This is a genomic window from Cellulomonas sp. NTE-D12, assembly GCF_027923705.1.
GTDB lineage: Bacteria > Actinomycetota > Actinomycetes > Actinomycetales > Cellulomonadaceae > Cellulomonas.
In genome coordinates, this window is record NZ_AP026442.1 from 1,039,432 (window position 1) to 1,055,406 (window position 15,975).

Below are 15,975 nucleotides of genomic sequence, written 5' to 3' on the forward strand. Positions count from 1 at the left end.
CTAGAGTGCCCCCCATGGACGAGCAGCAGGGCGAGGACCGCGGCGCACGCGGCTCCTCGCGGGCAGGACGGTCCGAGGCGGGCCAGGGCGTCGACGGCCACGAGGTCGCACGCTCGGGTGACGGCCGCCGCCGCAAGGACATCACCGAGTACCGCCGGGGTCCCGTGCTGCTGCGCGGTCCGCAGATCCCCGCCACCACGTCCGACCAGCGCCTGCTGACCAGGGGCGACCGGGTCAGCTGGCTGCACGACGACCCCTGGCGCGTGATGCGGATCCAGAGCGAGTTCGTCGAGGGCTTCGGGGCGCTGGCCGAGGTCGGGCCCGCGGTGAGCGTGTTCGGCTCGGCGCGGATCCGCAAGGGTCGGCCGGAGTACGAGCTGGCGCGCCGAGTGGCGGCGAGCCTGGCGCGCGCCGGCTACGCGGTGATCACCGGCGGTGGCCCGGGCGTGATGGAGGCCGCCAACAAGGGCGCTGCGCAGGCCGGCGGGCTGTCCGTGGGGCTCGGCATCGAGCTGCCCTTCGAGCAGGGCATGAACAAGTGGGTCGACCTCGGCGTCAACTTCCGGTACTTCTTCGCCCGCAAGACGATGTTCGTCAAGTACGCCGAGGGGTTCGTGGTGCTGCCGGGCGGGTTCGGCACCCTCGACGAGCTGTTCGAGGCGCTGACCCTGGTGCAGACGCACAAGGTCGTCGGGTTCCCCATCGTCCTGATGGGCACCGACTACTGGGGCGGCCTGCTCGACTGGATCCGCAGCACCGTCACCGACCGCGGCATGGTCGGGCCGTCGGACGCGGACCTGCTGCGGCTGACGGACGACCCCGACGAGGCGGTCGAGATCGTCGTGCGCCGCGGGGCCGAGCTGCGGGCGCAGGAGGAGGCCGCCGTGGGTGCGGAGGCGAACGCCACGTCCACGCAGAGCACCGGCTGGTAGCGGCGTGGTGCTCGAGCCGTCGCCGTCGCTCCGGCGCGCCCGGACGGACCCGCGCAGCTGGCCCTGGTGGGGTCAGGTTCTCGCACTGTTCGGGCTGACCCGCCTGTTCACCGCAGCGGTCTTCGTCTGGGTGGCGCGGCTGCAGCTGCCGAACCTCTGGACGCCCGGGCACCCGTCGTACTGGAAGTTCGTCGGCCTGATGTTCGACGGGTCCTGGTACCGGCAGATCGCCGAGCACGGCTACCCGGCCACGCTGCCGCACGGCGCGGACGGTCTGGTGCAGCAGAACGCGTGGGCCTTCTTCCCGCTGTACCCGGCACTCGTGCGCGGCGTGATGACGGTGACCCGCCTGCCGTGGGAGGTGGCCGCCCCGGTGGTCGCCACGCTGCTGGGCGCCGGCGCCGTCCTCCTCGTCCACCGCTGCGTCGTCCTCGGCGCGCCCCGTGCGGTCGCCGCGTGGCCGGCGCTGCCGCTGGCGACCGTCGCCCTGGTCTGCGTCTTCCCGACGTCGCCGGTGCTCCAGGCGGGCTACACCGAGTCGCTCGCCCTGCTGCTGGTCACAGGCTCGCTCTACCTGCTGATGCGACGGCGCTACGGCGCGGCGGCGCTGGTCGTGGTGGCGTTGGGCTTCGCCCGTGCCGTCGCCCTGCCGATGGCCGTCGTCGTCGCGGTGCACGCGCTCGTGCGGTGGCGCGACGCCCGCCGGGGGAGCGAGGCGTTCCCGCTGCGCGACGTGCTGCGCGTCGCGGCCCTCGGTGCGGTCGCCGTGGTGTCCGGCTTCGCGTGGCCGCTCATCTGCGGCTGGATGACCGGAGTGCCGAACGGGTACCTGCTCACCCAGGAGTCGTGGCGGGGCGTGCGCACCACCACGCCGTTCTACGGCTGGAGCTACGTGCCGCAGTTCTGGTTCGGGCCTTGGGCGGCCCTCGTCGTGGTCGCGGGGTTCGGTCTCACGATCGCGCTGCTCGTCGCTCCCGCGGCCTGGCGGCTCGGCAACGAGCTGCACACCTGGTCCGCCGCGTACATCGGGTACATCGTCGCGGTGATCGAGCCGGGGAGCAGCCTGGCCCGCTTCCTCCTGCTGGCGTTCCCCATGGGTGCGGTCACCGCGGGGCTGGTCACCCGCCCGGAACGTGCCCGGCGGATCGCGTTCTGGGCTGTGCTGGCCCTCATGGTGGGGCTGCAGGTGCTGTGGATCCGCACGATGTGGCTGTTCAACCCGCACGGCGACTGGCCACCGTGACGGTGCGAGGGCCGGTCGGAAGGGGCGGGTGACCTAGGATGGGACCCGGACAACCGCCTTCCTGCGCAGGGAGGCCGGGTCACACCAGCCGAAGGAGAGGCCCCGCATGGCCGCGATGAAGCCGAGGACCGGCGACGGACCGCTGGAGGTCACCAAGGAGGGTCGTGGCATCGTCATGCGCGTCCCGCTCGAGGGCGGCGGCCGTCTGGTGGTCGAGCTCAACGCGACCGAGGCGGCGGAGCTGGGACAGGCTCTGACGTCGGTCGCCGGCTGAGGCCGGCCGGCGGGATGGCGCCGTCGGCACGTCATCGCACACCTCCGACCGTCACGCTGTCGGGCAGCGCGCTCGCGGACAGCCCTCTGCTCACGGACGGCTCTCTCGACGCCGTCGCCGTGCCGGTCGCACCGGGGCGCGAGGGTGACGAGGGGTTGGCCGCGGGTTCCGGGACCGCGCAGGCCGCGGCTCGGTACGGCATCGACCTGGCGGAGCTGGCGGAGCGCTCCGGCCTGACCGGCGCAGCCGGGGAGTCCTCCGTCGTGCAGCTGCCACGGCCGGTCGGCTCGGCCGTCGCCCTGCCGTGGACGGACCTTCCCCCGCGGATCGTGCTCGTCGGGGTCGGGCAGGGCTCGGACGCCGACCTGCGCCGGGCCGGTGCGGCGCTGGCTCGTGCGTCGCGGGGCTGGCGCGCGGTCGCGACCACCCTCGGCGACGACGACCACGCCGCGTCGTCGGACGTGGCGCGGACGACCCGGGCGCTCGTCGAGGGCTACCTCCTCGCCGCCTACGCCCAGCCGAGCGGTGCGCACAAGGACACCGTCAAGGCCGCCGCCGAGCTGGTGCTGCTGGGCCGCGACGGTGGCCGGGTCGGTGCGGCCGTCGTCGCCGCCCGCACGGCCGCCTCGGCGACGTGGCTGGTGCGGGACCTGGCGAACACGCCGTCCGGCGTGAAGAACCCGGCGTGGGTCGCCGACCAGGCGCGTCGGCTGGCCGCGCGCGCCGGTGTGAGCGTCGAGGTGCTGGGTCCCCGCGAGCTGGCCGCCCAGGGGTTCGGTGGCATCCTCGCGGTCGGCAGCGGCTCCGCCTCGACCCCCCGGCTGGTCGTCGCCAGGTACACGCCGCCGCAGCCGGCCGCGCACCACGTCGTGGTGGTCGGCAAGGGCATCACGTACGACACCGGTGGCCTGTCGATCAAGCCGCGCGAGTCGATGGTGCCGATGAAGACCGACATGGCGGGTGCTGCCGTCGCGCTCGCCACGGTGCTCGGCGCCGCGCACAGCGGCTCGGTGCACCGCGTCACGGCGGTCCTCCCGCTCGCGGAGAACCAGGTCGGCGCCGCCTCCTACCGGCCGGACGACGTGGTGCGGGTGTACGGCGGCACGACGGTCGAGGTGCAGAACACCGACGCCGAGGGCCGCATGGTCCTCGCCGACGCCCTCGCCTATGCCGATGCGGTGCTCGACCCCGACGTGCTGATCGACGTCGCCACCCTGACCGGTGCGGCGACGCTCGGGCTCGGCCGCGGCCACGCCGCTCTCTACGGCACGGACGACGAGCTCGTGCGGGCGCTGACCGCCGCCGGCCAGGCGACCGGTGAGCTCGCGTGGCCGATGCCCCTGTCGGCGGAGTACCAGGACTCGCTCCGCTCCGACGTCGCGGACGTGCGTCAGACCGCGCGGGACAAGCACATGGGCGGCGGCTCGGTGTTCGCGGCCCTGTTCCTGCAGCGCTTCGTCGGCACGCGCCGCTGGGCCCACCTGGACGTCGCCGGCACCGCACGGGCCACCGCCGACGCCCACGAGGTGACGGCCGGGGCGACGGGCTACGGCGCCCGTCTGCTGCTGCAGTACCTGGCCGACCTCAGCTGACCGGCCGTCGGACGCCGCGTCAGCGGCGGACGGCCACCAGCAGCCCGTCACCGCTGGGCAGCAGCGTCGAGATCAGCCGGGCGTCGTCGCGGACGGTGCGACCGACCTCGCGGACGACCGTCGTCGTCTCGTCGCGACGTGCCGGGTCGGCCACGCGGTCGTGCCACAGCGCGTTGTCCACGGCGAGCACGCCGCCGGACCGTAGCAGGCGCACGGCCTGCTCGACGTAGGCGGGGTAGGACTCCTTGTCCGCGTCCACCAGGACGAGGTCGTACGCGCCGTCCGTCAGCCGGGGCAGCACGTCGAGCGCCCGCCCGGAGATGGTGCGCGTACGGGTGGGCCGCACACCCTCCTCCGCGAACGCCTCCTTGGCGGCGCGCTGGTTCTCCACCTCGACGTCGATCGTGGTCAGCACGCCGTCCGCGGGCATGCCGCGCAGCAGGTAGAGGGCGCTGACACCGGCGCCCGTGCCGATCTCCACCACTGCACGGGCCCGGCTGGCAGCCGCGAGCACCTGCAGCACGGCCCCGGTGCCGGGCAGCACCGGGGTGCAGCCGAGCTGGTCGGCGCGCTCGCGGGCACGGCGCAGCACGTCGTCCTCGGGGACGAACTCCTCGCAGTAGACCCAGCTCTGGGCCTTGTCGGTGGGGATGGTGACCTCCTGATGGCGTTTCCGCGGGTCAGCGTATCGGTGCGGGGTCCGGGGCCGTCGGAGGCGGAACCGATCGACCGGTCAGGACGTTGCGCAGTGGTGGGAAGCCGCTCGGCCCTGGGAGGATCGGCGGACGACCCCACGAGACGACCACACCCGGCCGTCGACGTCGAACGGGCCACCCGCCCGGAGGAGGACCTGGACCAGATGACCACGCAGCCCGCCGAGTGGCAGGCCCCGACGTGGGAGGCGATCGTCCGGGACAACTCTGCTCGGGTGTACCGGCTCGCCTACCGGCTCACCGGCAACCGGCACGACGCCGAGGACCTGACGCAGGAGACCTTCGTCCGGGTGTTCCGCTCGCTCGACTCCTACGTGCCTGGCACGTTCGAGGGCTGGTTGCACCGGATCACCACGAACCTCTTCCTCGACCAGGCGCGGCGCCGCAAGCGCATCCGGATCGACGCGATGGGCGACGACACCGAGCGGTGGACCACGCCGGACGAGCTCGCCTCGCCCGAGCGCGCCTTCGAGCACGGCAACCTCGACCAGGACGTGCAGCGCGCGCTGGACGAGCTGCCACCGGAGTACCGCGCCGCCGTGGTGCTCTGCGACATCGAGGGGCTCTCCTACGAGGAGATCGCCGTCACGCTCGGGATCAAGCTCGGCACGGTCCGCTCGCGCATCCACCGCGCGCGGGCACGGCTGCGGGTGTCGCTCGAGCACCGGCGGCCGCAGGCGGACGACGCCAGGCCGGTCGGGCTCGCGCTCGGCGGCGACACCGCACCCGTCGCGGGGGCTCGGGGATGACCCACCTCGGTTCGCGGATCAGCGCGCTGGTCGACCACCAGCTGTCCGTCGCGGAGACGGAGCGGGCGCTCGCGCACGTCGCCGGGTGCCCACGCTGCGCCGGCGAGCTCGCGGCCGCCCGGCGTGCGCGGGACGTGCTGGCCTCCGCCGCCGGTCCCGTCGACCCCGCACCCGACCTGACGGCACGGCTCCTGTCCCTGGCGCCGGCACCCGAGCGCCGCCCCGCACCGCGCGACCCGTTCGCCGCCCCGCGCTCCGAGGAGCTGGCCTCCGCGTTCACGCTGCGTCCGGCGGTCGGCGCCCTCGGGCTCCGCGGTCAGTCCAGTGCGTTGCGCGGCGAGGTGACCGCACGCCGGTCGCCGAGCCGCCTCGTGGTCGGGGCGGTTGCCGGGCTCGGGCTGGCCGCGACGGGGCTGTTCGCGCTCGGTGCCCGCCCCGCGGTCGTGCCCACGGACCACCCGGCCGTCGCGCTCGGGCTGCTCGGGCAGGCGGCCGCCCCGGCGCCGTCCGCCGGTGGCACCGTGCGCACCACGTCGACGTCGTCGGTCGACGCGCTCGCAGGCAGCGGCTGGACCGCTCCGCAGCTGCCCGCCGGATGGGCGGTCGCGGGGGTCCGGTGCGACCCGGCGGAGACGTCGGTCGAGCTCGACCTGACCGGCCCGACGGGCGCCACGGTCGTCGTCACCGAGAGGCAGGGGCGGCTGGACACCGCGGCGCTGCACGGGGTGGCGGTGCACCAGGTGGACGGCCGGGCCGTGTACGTGCTCTCCACGTCACCGCGGCACCTCGTGTGGCAGTCCGACGGCAGCGTGGTCGAGGTGGTCTCGGCCTCGCGCGACGACAGCGTCGAGGCTCTCGTGGCCGCGTTCCCCGCCACACCGTTCGACGACGGCGTGCCGGCTCGGATCGGCCGCGGCTGGTCGACCGTCGCCCACGTGCTGGCCGGTCCCTGACCGCAGACCGAGCGGGTCGCCGGCATCCGGGGGCGCCGATCCCTGCGGGGTAGCCTTGGCCGGTGTTCGGTATCAACGGTGGCGAGCTGATCATCCTGCTCGTCGTCGTGGCCCTCGTCGTGGGGCCAGAACGGCTGCCGGCCTACGCCGAGCAGCTCGCCCGCTGGGCACGGGGCCTGCGCCAGCTGGCGTCGGACGCGCGCGCCCGGGTCGACTCCGAGCTCGGCGACACCGGCATCGACTGGGAGGCGCTGGACCCGCGTCGGTACGACCCGCGCCGCATCGTGCGCGACGCGCTGCTGGACGACGGGCTCGGCACCGGCCGGGGTCCCGCGGGTCCCGTGGGCCGCCCGGCGACGAGTGCCACCGGCTCGCCGGTACCGTCGTCCGAGGTCGGTCTCGCGGGACCGGCGCCGTACGACGACGAGGCAACATGAGGAGAGACACGCAGATGCTGACCGCCGGCATGCCCCGGGTGTTCTCGGGGATGCAGCCGACCTCCGACTCGCTGCACCTGGGCAACTACCTCGGCGCCCTGACGCAGTGGGTGGCGCTGCAGGAGGACCACGACGCGATCTACTGCGTCGTCGACCTGCACGCCCTGACCGTCGGCCCGGACCCCGCGGTGCTGCGCGAGCGCACCCGTCGCACGGCGGCCCAGTACCTGGCGGCGGGGGTCGACCCGGCTCGGTCGATGCTGTTCGTCCAGTCCCACGTGCCGGAGCACGCCGAGCTGGCGTGGCTCCTGTCCTGCCACACCGGGTTCGGCGAGGCGGGTCGCATGACCCAGTTCAAGGACAAGTCGACGCGCCACGGCACCGAGGGCACCAACGTCGGCCTGTTCACCTACCCGGTGCTGATGGCCGCCGACATCCTGCTGTACGACACGGCTCTCGTCCCGGTGGGGGAGGACCAGCGCCAGCACCTGGAGCTCAGCCGGACGCTCGCCCAGCGGCTGAACGCCCGGCTCGGGGCCGGGTCGGTGGTGGTGCCCGAGGCGTTCATCGTCAAGAGCACGGCGAAGATCTACGACCTGCAGGACCCGACGGCCAAGATGAGCAAGTCGGCGGCGAGCCCCAACGGGCTGATCGAGCTGCTCGACGACCCCAAGGTGGTCGCCAAGCGGATCCGCTCCGCGGTGACCGACACCGAGCGGGAGATCCGCTTCGACCCGGTCGCCAAGCCCGGCATCGCCAACCTGCTGACCATCTTCTCCGCTCTGACGGACCGCTCGGTGCCGCAGCTTGAGGCCGAGTACGAGGGCCGGGGCTACGGCGACCTGAAGAAGGACCTCGCCGAGGTCGTGGTCGACTTCCTCACCCCGTTCCAGGAGCGGGTGCAGCACTTCCTCGCCGACCCCGCGGCGCTCGACGAGGTGCTCGCGGAGGGCGCCGGCAAGGCCCGCGACATCGCGGCCGTCACCCTCGACCGGCTCTACGAGCGGTCCGGTCTGCTCGCCCGCCGAGGGCGCCGATGACCGTGCCGCCCGGCGTGGTGCGGATCGGCGTCGTCGTCGGCGTCCCCGAGCCGCACGGTCCCGTGCTGCGCGCCGAGCGCATCGCCACCGGCGACCCGGAGGCGCACGCCATCGCACCGCACATCACGCTGCTCGGTCCGACGGACCTCGTCGCCGGGGCGCTCGACGACGTCGACGCGCACCTCGCGGCGGTCGCGTCGGCGCACCGCCCCTTCGTCGTGCAGCTGCGGGGCACCGGCACGTTCCGGCCCGTGACGCCCGTCGTGTTCCTGCAGCTGAGCCGAGGCATCTCCGACTGCGAACAGCTCGAGCGCGGGATCCGTCAGGGTCCGCTCGCCACGCCGGTGCGGTTCCCGTACCACCCGCACGTCACGGTCGCGCACGGTGTGCCGGAGCCGGTACTGGACGAGGTCTTCGACCGGCTCTCCGGTTTCGAGGCGACCTTCGTGGTGACGGGGTTCAGCCGCTACGAGCAGGAGGACGACGGGACGTGGTGCGCCGTCCGCACGTTCCGGTTGCGCGGCGCCGCCGCTCGCGCGGGCGTTCCGCAGCCCGCGGCACCGGATGCCAGGGTGGTGCGGCCGACCTAGGGTCGGCCCGTGGACCATCAGACCGACCCGACCGTCGAGCCTCCGGCCGGCTCCGGCGCCGCACATGCGCGTGCCTCGGCCGCGGCCCCGGATCCCGCCGGGGCCGGTGAGGCCGCCCAGCGATCCGGTACCGGGGCGTGGACCGGGCTCGTGGAGCGGGTCAAGCGTCTGCTGGCGTGGTGGCAGCGCAGTCGTGCCGGCCGGGCGAACGCGCGGTTCGGTGCCGCCGGCGGGGGGCTGCTGACCGGCGGCATCGCCTACGCGGCCCTGTTCGCGGTCTTCTCGGCGCTCACCCTCGGGTGGTCGGTCTTCATGCTGGTGCTCGGCCGCAACAAGGCCGTGCACGACAGGGTGATCACCACGGTGGCGAACACCCTGCCTGGACTGATCGACACCGGCGACGGCAAGGGGGTCATCAAGCCCGACCAGCTGCGGCTCTCGGCCGGTCTCTCGGTGGCCGGGATCGTCGCGCTGGTCACGCTGGTGCTCAGCGCTCTGTCGGCGGTCGGCGCGCTCCAGACCAGTGTCCGGGCGATGTTCGGCCGGATGCAGCACGGCAGCACCCTGTCGAACAAGCTGCGGGAGCTCGGTGGCTTCGCGGCCATGAGCCTCGCGGTGCTGGTGTCCGCCGTGCTCGGGCTCGCGCTGACCTCTGCGGCGGACTGGCTCCTCGGTGCGGTCGGCTGGGGTGCCATGGCGCGGTTCACCGGCCGGGTGCTCGGCATCGCCGTGACCTTCGTCGTCGACGCGGTGACGTTCGTCGTCGTGGTCAAGGTCCTCGCCGGTGAGTCACCGCCACGCAAGGACCTGCTCGGTGGCGCCGCCATCGCCGGCGTGGGTCTGGGCGTGGTCCGCGTGCTCGGTACGTCGGTGGTGTCCGGCAGCGTGCGCCACAACCCCGTGCTGGCGTCGTTCGCCGTCATCGTGGTGCTGCTGCTGTGGATCAACCTCGTGTCGCGGATCGTCCTGCTCGCTGCGGCCTGGACTGCGAACCCGCCCCTGACACAGCCGGAGCCGACCCCCGCGCCGGAGGGCGCGAAGGTCGGCTCGGGAGGCTGAGCTGCAGGAGGCCGACGCTCAGAAGGCCCGGGTGATCATCGCCCGCTTGACCTCGGCGATCGCCTTGGTCACCTCGATGCCGCGGGGGCAGGCCTCGGTGCAGTTGAAGGTGGTGCGGCAGCGCCACACGCCTTCCTTGTCGTTGAGGATCTCCAGACGCTGCGAGCCGCCCTCGTCACGGCTGTCGAAGATGAACCGGTGCGCGTTGACGATCGCGGCGGGGCCGAAGTACTGGCCGTCGTTCCAGAACACCGGGCAGCTCGACGTGCAGCAGGCGCACAGGATGCACTTGGTGGTGTCGTCGTAGCGCGCCCGCTCGGTCGGCGACTGCAGGCGCTCCCGGGTCGGCTCGTTTCCCGACGTGATGAGGAACGGCATGATCTCGCGGTACGAGGCGAAGAACGGCTCCATGTCGACCACGAGGTCCTTGATCACGGCCAGGCCCTTGATCGGCTCGATGACGATCGGCTTGGTCGGGTCGAGGTCCTTGAGCAGCGTCTTGCACGCGAGCCGGTTGCGACCGTTGATCCGCATCGCGTCCGAGCCGCACACGCCGTGGGCGCACGAGCGGCGGAACGTGAGCGAGCCGTCCTGCTCCCACTTCACCTTGTGCAGGGCGTCGAGCACGCGGTCGGTGCCGTGCACCTGCACCACGAACTCCTGCCACGTCGAGGGTCCCTGCTCGACCACCTCTCCGTAGGGCGCCGGTTCGGCGTCCGCAGGCTGGTAGCGGCGGATCTTCAGCCGGACCTCGAACGTCGGCACCTCGCCCATGGGGGCGCCGGAGGCAGCGGGCTTGTCCATGGTTGCTGTCATCAGTACTTGCGCTCCATCGGCTGGTAGCGGGTGACGGTGACGGGCTTCGAGCCCAGGACCAGCTGGTAGTCGTCGAACTGGGTGACGCGGTGGAACGAGCCCTCCTGGTCGCCGTCCGTCTCCGCCGGGTCCACGGTCAGCGGACGGCGGTAGGCGAGGGTGTGGCGCATGTAGCCGGCGTCGTCCCGCTTGGGGAAGTCCTCGCGGAAGTGGCCGCCGCGCGACTCGTTGCGGTTGAGGGCACCGACCACCACGGTCTCGGCGATGTCGAGCAGGAAGCCGAGCTCCACCGCCTCGAGCAGGTCCGTGTTGAACGTGCGGCTCTTGTCCTGCACGGAGACGGCCTGGTAGCGCTTCTGCAGCGCCTTGACGTCCTCCAACGCCTGCGTCAGGGACTCCGCGGTACGGAACACCTGGGCGTTGGTGTCCATCGTCTGCTGCAGGTCCCGGCGGATGTCCGCGACCCGCTCGCCGTCCGGTCGGGTGCGGATGCCCTCGAGCTCGGCCTCGACCGACTCGGCCGGGTTCTCCGGCAGGTCCACCCACTCGGCGTCCGCGGCGTACTCGGCGGCGGCGATGCCGGACCGCTTGCCGAACACGTTGATGTCCAGCAGCGAGTTGGTGCCGAGCCGGTTCGAGCCGTGCACCGACACGCAGGCGCACTCGCCGGCGGCGTACAGCCCGCGGATCACGTCGGTCTCGTTGCGCAGCACCTCGCCGCGGATGTTGGTCGGCACGCCGCCCATCAGGTAGTGGGCCGTCGGGTACACCGGGATGGGCTCGGTGTACGGCTCGACACCGAGGTACGTGCGGGCGAACTCGGTGATGTCCGGCAGCTTGGCGTCGATGTGCGCCGGCTCGAGGTGGGTCAGGTCGAGCAGCACGTAGTCCTTGTTCGGCCCTGCACCACGTCCCTCGCGCACCTCGTTGGCCATCGACCGCGCGACGATGTCGCGGGGCGCCAGGTCCTTGATCGTCGGTGCGTAGCGCTCCATGAAGCGCTCGCCCTCGCTGTTGCGCAGGATCGCGCCCTCACCGCGGGCCGCCTCGGACAGCAGGATGCCGAGCCCCGCCAGGCCCGTCGGGTGGAACTGGAAGAACTCCATGTCCTCCAGCGGGATGCCGCGCCGGTAGGCGAGGGCGATGCCGTCACCGGTCAGGGTGTGCGCGTTCGACGTCGTCTTGAAGATCTTGCCGGCGCCACCCGTGGCCAGGATGACGGACTTGGCCTGGAACACGTGGATCTCGCCGCTGGCCAGGTCGTACGCGACGACGCCCGAGGCGTGCACCTCCTCGCCCTCCGGCACGTGGCCGGCCGCGAGGTCGTGGTCCACCAGCAGGTCGAGCACGTAGAACTCGTTGTAGAACTCGACGTTCTGCTTCACGCAGTTCTGGTAGAGGGTCTGCAGGATCATGTGGCCGGTGCGGTCCGCCGCGTAGCAGGCCCGGCGCACCGGTGCCTCGCCGTGCTTGCGGGTGTGGCCGCCGAAGCGGCGCTGGTCGATCCGGCCTTCAGGCGTGCGGTTGAACGGCAGGCCCATCTTCTCCAGGTCGAGCACCGCGTCGATGGCCTCCTTGGCCATCACCTCGGCGGCGTCCTGGTCGACCAGGTAGTCACCGCCCTTCACGGTGTCGAAGGTGTGCCACTCCCAGTTGTCCTCCTCGACGTTGGCGAGCGCGGCGCACATGCCGCCCTGCGCCGCGCCCGTGTGGGACCGGGTGGGGTAGAGCTTGGAGATGACCGCCGTGCGCGCGCGGGTGGACGACTCGAGCGCCGCCCGCATGCCGGCGCCGCCGGCGCCGACGATCACCACGTCGTACTGATGGGTCTGCATGGTTGTCCTCGGGTCTCGGGCGCGGTCAGGCGTGGCAGAACGACGGCAGCAGGTTTGCGGGGGCGCCCGCCGGGCACGGGTCGAAGGTGAAGATCACCAGGGTGCCCAGCACGACCACCACCACGAACGCGAGCGCCAGGACCGACTTGAGCACCAGCCGGGTGGTGTCCCGCTCGGCGTAGTCATTGATGACGGTCCGGACGCCGTTGGTGCCGTGGATCATCGCCAGCCACAGCATGAGCAGGTCCCAGACCTGCCAGAACGGGGACGCCCACTTGCCGGCGACGAAGCCGAAGTCGATCGCGTGGATGCCCTTGCCGGCCCACAGGTTGACGAACAGGTGGCCGAAGATCAGCACCACGAGCAGCACGCCGGAGGCGCGCATGAAGATCCAGCCCCACAGCTCGGTGTTGCCCCGGGTGGTCCGCCGGTTGCGGCGGACGAACGGGGCCTTCGGGTCGGCGATCGCGCTCATCAGTTGCCCCCTCCGAAGACGTGCATCAGGTGCCGCGGCAGGAAGCCGGCCATGGTGAGGACCCACAGCCCGACGACCACCCAGAGCATCACGCGCTGGTACCTGGCGCCCTTGGCCCAGAAGTCCACGAGGATGATCCGCAGGCCGTTGAAGGCGTGGAAGACGACCGCTGCGACCAGCCCCGCCTCGCCCAGGCCCATCACGGGGTTCTTGTACGTGCCGATCACCGAGTTGTAGGCCTCGGGCGACACCCGCACCAACGCGGTGTCGAGGATGTGCACGAGCAGGAAGAAGAAGATCGCGACGCCGGTGACGCGGTGCGCGACCCACGACCACATGCCTTCCCGCCCGCGGTAGAGCGTTCCGGCCGGCGCTGAGGGCGCTGTAGGCACTTGAGGGCCTTCCTGGCGAAGGTTCACAGGGGAGGACGTCGACGTCCTGGGTTCACTGTACTGACCGGGCCGCGGAGCTCCGGACCGATGGTCCCGGCGTGGCCGTCCCGACGACCCTGCCCGGAGCCGCCCGGGACGTGCGCCGCTACCCTGGCCGCCATGCCCGCCGACCTCGCCACGACGCCCGTCCCCGGCTTCCACGCCGTCGTCCCGGCGGGGGGTGCCGGCACCCGGCTGTGGCCGCTGTCCCGTGCGGGCCACCCGAAGTTCCTGCTCGACCTCACCGGGACGGGCCGCACGCTGCTGCAGGCGACGGTGGACCGGCTGACGCCGTTGACGGGCGCCGGAAACGTGCTCGTGGTGACGGGCGCTCGGCATGCCGCGGCCGTGGGCGGTCAGCTGCCCGAGCTGCTCGCCGACGGCACCGAGCGGGTGCTGGCCGAACCGTCGCCGCGGGACTCGATGGCCGCGATCGGGCTGGCGGCCGCGGTGCTGGAGCACCGGCACGGTCCGGACGTGGTGCTCGGCTCGTTCGCCGCCGACCACGTGATCAGCGGTGCCGAGGAGTTCGGCCGGGCGGTCCGTGAGGGTGTCGCGGCCGCGCGTGCCGGCTACGTCGCGACCATCGGCATCGCCGCCACCGAACCGTCCACCGCGTTCGGCTACGTGCACGCCGGTGCGCCGCTCGGGGTGCCCGAGGCGCCGAGCGCGCGCCACGTCGTGGGCTTCACCGAGAAGCCGGACGCGCAGACGGCCGCGGAGTACCTGGCGACGGGGGAGTACCGCTGGAACGCGGGCATGTTCATCGTCAAGGCGCAGGTGCTGCTCGACCACCTCGCCACGCAGCTGCCGGCACTGGCGGACGGCGTCCGCAAGCTCGCGCGGGTGTGGGACACCCCGGAGCGGGACGCTGCGCTGGCCCGGATCTGGCCGGGACTGACCAAGATCGCGATCGACCACGCGATCGCCGAACCGGTCGCCGCCGCGGGCGGCGTCGCCGTGGTGCCGGGCGAGTTCGGCTGGGACGACATCGGCGACTTCGCCTCGCTCGGTGCGCTGCTGCAGGCGGCGGGCGGCACGACGCTCGGCGACGACGCCGCGGTGCTGCGAGTCGACGCCGCCGACGCGTTGGTGGTGACCGGCGGTCGGACCGTCTCGGTGGTCGGGGTGCCGGGAGCCGTGGTGGTGGACACCGCCGACGCGGTGCTGGTCACCACCCGCGAGCACGCCCAGGCGGTGAAGGCTGCGGTCGACGGGTGGCGTGCCCGGGGCCGGGAGGACCTCCTCTGACGGTACGGAGCAGCGGCGGGCGTCCGTCCGCTGGTCGCGCTCGGTGGGCCGCCACCGGCCGCGACTAGGCTCGTCGTGTGTCGCAGCCCGAGCCGGATTCCGTGCTACCGCTCCAGCTGACGGCCTCGACCGACCCCGTGCCGCCGATCACCTCGTTGACACCGGCGCCCGAGACCGCGCCCGCGGCGCGCCTGCACGGCATCGTCGGCGCCCTCCGTCCGGAGCTCGTCGCGATCCGTCGTGACCTGCACGCCCACCCGGAGCTCGGCCGCACCGAGAAGCGCACCACGCGGGTGGTCGCCGACCGGCTGGCCGCCGCCGGGCTGCGTCCCCGGCTGCTGCCGGGCGCCGGGCTGCTGTGCGACCTCGGGCCCACCGGTCCGAACGTCCGTCGCGTCGCGCTGCGGGCCGACATCGACGCCCTCCCGGTGGTCGACCGCTGCGAGCTGCCGTGGAGCTCGACCGTCCGCAACGTCGCGCACGCCTGCGGCCACGACGTGCACACCACGGCGGTCCTCGGTGCCGGTCTCGCGCTGGCGCAGCTCGACGCGACGGGGGACCTGCGCACCGCGGTACGGCTGGTCTTCCAGCCGGCGGAGGAGGTCCAGCCGGGCGGGTCCATCGACGTGATGAACGCCGGCGGACTGGACGGCGTCGCCCAGATCTTCGCGGTGCACTGCGACCCCAAGCTCGACGTCGGCCTGGTCGGCACCCGGATCGGCCCGATCACCTCGGCGTCGGACGAGGTGTACGTCACCCTGACGGGGCCCGGTGGTCACACCTCGCGTCCGCACCTGACTGCCGACGTCGTGTTCGCCCTCGCCCAGGTGATCACCCAGGTGCCTGCCGTCCTCGGACGGCGGCTCGACCCGCGCTCGGGCGTCAACCTGACGTGGGGTGCTGTGCGCGCCGGCGCCGCACCCAACGCGATCCCGCCGACCGGCTCGCTGTCCGGCACCCTCCGCTGCCTCGACGTCCGCGCGTGGGAGCACGCCTCGGAGGTGTTCGAGTCCGCCGTGCGTGAGGTGGTCCAGCCCTACGGCGTCGAGCTCGAGGTCCGCCACGAGCGCGGTGTGCCGCCCGTGGAGAACGACGAGCGGAGCACCGCGGTGCTCGAGGCGGCCGCACGCGACGTGCTCGGCCCGGACGCCGTGACGCTGACCGAGCAGTCGCTCGGCGGCGAGGACTTCGCGTGGTACCTGACCAAGGTGCCGGGGGCGCTGGCCCGGCTCGGCACGCGGACCCCGGGCGGCCACACGTACGACATCCACCAGGGCGACCTCCGGGTCGACGAGCGCGCGATCGAGGCGGGTGCGCTGCTGCTGGCCCGCACTGCGATGCTCGGCGGCCGGCACGAGCCCGTCGAGACGGTGCGCTGAGCGCCGTACCGCTGGGACAGTCACCCGTCCGGCGGTGTGCGCGGCCGGTCCAGGTACCAATGCGGTAACGGATGCTCGATCGATACCGCCAGGTAACGCTACGGACACGCGCCGCTCACTAGGGTCGCGTCTGATCGATGCCGGTCGGCTTCCGACCCGGCGGCGGCGCAACGGCGCGTCGTCGCCGGTTCGGACCCCTGGCCACC

Annotated in this window: 17 protein-coding genes; 12 read left to right on the plus strand and 5 right to left on the minus strand. The window is 73.0% G+C overall.

The genetic code is table 11. From position 1 onward, the window contains the following. Window positions 1–14 precede the first annotated feature (14 nt). The 4 genes from QMF98_RS04760 to QMF98_RS04775 all read left to right on the plus strand — a co-directional run bounded on the left by QMF98_RS04760 (window position 15) and on the right by QMF98_RS04775 (window position 4,041). Window positions 15–932, plus strand: coding sequence for an LOG family protein (locus QMF98_RS04760; RefSeq protein ID WP_337974916.1), 918 nt, complete (start codon window positions 15–17; stop codon window positions 930–932). 4 nt (window positions 933–936) lie between these two features. Further along, entirely contained in the window at window positions 937–2,175 is a 1,239-nt protein-coding gene (locus tag QMF98_RS04765; protein ID WP_337974917.1) for a hypothetical protein, read from the plus strand. Window positions 2,176–2,281: 106 nt separating this feature from the next. Further along, a complete protein-coding gene (locus QMF98_RS04770; protein ID WP_263731687.1) occupies window positions 2,282–2,449 on the plus strand; it encodes a DUF3117 domain-containing protein in 168 nt (55 codons plus the stop codon). Window positions 2,450–2,568: 119 nt separating this feature from the next. Further along, window positions 2,569–4,041 carry a leucyl aminopeptidase family protein gene (locus QMF98_RS04775; RefSeq protein WP_337974918.1) on the plus strand — a complete coding sequence of 491 codons (1,473 nt, stop codon included), beginning with the start codon at window positions 2,569–2,571 and terminating at the stop codon, window positions 4,039–4,041. A 19-nt stretch (window positions 4,042–4,060) separates the two neighbouring features. Here the strand turns inward: QMF98_RS04775 and QMF98_RS04780 are convergent, their stop codons facing one another. Next, window positions 4,061–4,693 carry an O-methyltransferase gene (locus QMF98_RS04780; protein ID WP_337975542.1) on the minus strand — a complete coding sequence of 211 codons (633 nt, stop codon included), beginning with the start codon at window positions 4,691–4,693 and terminating at the stop codon, window positions 4,061–4,063. A 207-nt stretch (window positions 4,694–4,900) separates the two neighbouring features. Here QMF98_RS04780 and sigE point away from each other — a divergent pair, with 207 nt between their 5' ends. The 6 genes from sigE to QMF98_RS04810 all read left to right on the plus strand — a co-directional run bounded on the left by sigE (window position 4,901) and on the right by QMF98_RS04810 (window position 9,582). Further along, a complete protein-coding gene (gene sigE, locus QMF98_RS04785) occupies window positions 4,901–5,503 on the plus strand; it encodes an RNA polymerase sigma factor SigE (RefSeq protein ID WP_337974919.1) in 603 nt (200 codons plus the stop codon). Next, window positions 5,500–6,456 carry a zf-HC2 domain-containing protein gene (locus QMF98_RS04790; RefSeq protein ID WP_337974920.1) on the plus strand — a complete coding sequence of 319 codons (957 nt, stop codon included), beginning with the start codon at window positions 5,500–5,502 and terminating at the stop codon, window positions 6,454–6,456. Before sigE ends, QMF98_RS04790 begins: the two co-directional genes overlap by 4 nt. 62 nt (window positions 6,457–6,518) lie before the next feature. After that, entirely contained in the window at window positions 6,519–6,893 is a 375-nt protein-coding gene (locus QMF98_RS04795) for a twin-arginine translocase TatA/TatE family subunit (RefSeq protein WP_337974921.1), read from the plus strand. Further along, entirely contained in the window at window positions 6,890–7,933 is a 1,044-nt protein-coding gene (gene trpS, locus QMF98_RS04800; RefSeq protein WP_337974922.1) for a tryptophan--tRNA ligase, read from the plus strand. The genes QMF98_RS04795 and trpS overlap by 4 nt, the downstream gene beginning before the upstream one ends. Beyond that, the gene (locus tag QMF98_RS04805; RefSeq protein WP_337974923.1) at window positions 7,930–8,523 is read left to right on the plus strand and encodes a 2'-5' RNA ligase family protein; all 594 of its coding nucleotides are present in this window, start codon (window positions 7,930–7,932) and stop codon (window positions 8,521–8,523) included. Before trpS ends, QMF98_RS04805 begins: the two co-directional genes overlap by 4 nt. A 9-nt stretch (window positions 8,524–8,532) precedes the next feature. Continuing rightward, entirely contained in the window at window positions 8,533–9,582 is a 1,050-nt protein-coding gene (locus tag QMF98_RS04810) for a YihY/virulence factor BrkB family protein (protein ID WP_337974924.1), read from the plus strand. Between the two features lie 18 nt (window positions 9,583–9,600). On the opposite strand, the gene QMF98_RS04815 is transcribed toward QMF98_RS04810, so the two are convergent. The 4 genes from QMF98_RS04815 to sdhC are packed head-to-tail and all read right to left on the minus strand — an operon-like array spanning window position 9,601 to window position 13,100. Beyond that, window positions 9,601–10,398, minus strand: a complete 798-nt coding sequence (locus tag QMF98_RS04815; protein WP_263731679.1) for a succinate dehydrogenase iron-sulfur subunit — start codon at window positions 10,396–10,398, stop codon at window positions 9,601–9,603. Continuing rightward, entirely contained in the window at window positions 10,398–12,233 is a 1,836-nt protein-coding gene (sdhA, locus tag QMF98_RS04820) for a succinate dehydrogenase flavoprotein subunit (protein WP_337974925.1), read from the minus strand. The genes QMF98_RS04815 and sdhA overlap by 1 nt, the downstream gene beginning before the upstream one ends. A gap of 25 nt (window positions 12,234–12,258) precedes the next feature. Then, a complete protein-coding gene (locus tag QMF98_RS04825; protein WP_263731677.1) occupies window positions 12,259–12,708 on the minus strand; it encodes a succinate dehydrogenase hydrophobic membrane anchor subunit in 450 nt (149 codons plus the stop codon). Beyond that, window positions 12,708–13,100 (minus strand): succinate dehydrogenase, cytochrome b556 subunit, encoded by a 393-nt coding sequence (sdhC, locus tag QMF98_RS04830; protein WP_263731676.1) that lies wholly within the window; start codon window positions 13,098–13,100, stop codon window positions 12,708–12,710. The genes QMF98_RS04825 and sdhC overlap by 1 nt, the downstream gene beginning before the upstream one ends. Window positions 13,101–13,259: 159 nt before the next feature. On the opposite strand from sdhC, the gene QMF98_RS04835 reads away from it, so the two are divergent. After that, on the plus strand, window positions 13,260–14,390 hold the full coding sequence (locus QMF98_RS04835; protein ID WP_337974926.1) for a mannose-1-phosphate guanylyltransferase: 1,131 nt from the start codon (window positions 13,260–13,262) through the stop codon (window positions 14,388–14,390). Window positions 14,391–14,545: 155 nt separating this feature from the next. After that, a complete protein-coding gene (locus QMF98_RS04840; RefSeq protein WP_490715660.1) occupies window positions 14,546–15,769 on the plus strand; it encodes an amidohydrolase in 1,224 nt (407 codons plus the stop codon). Window positions 15,770–15,975: the final 206 nt, after the last annotated feature.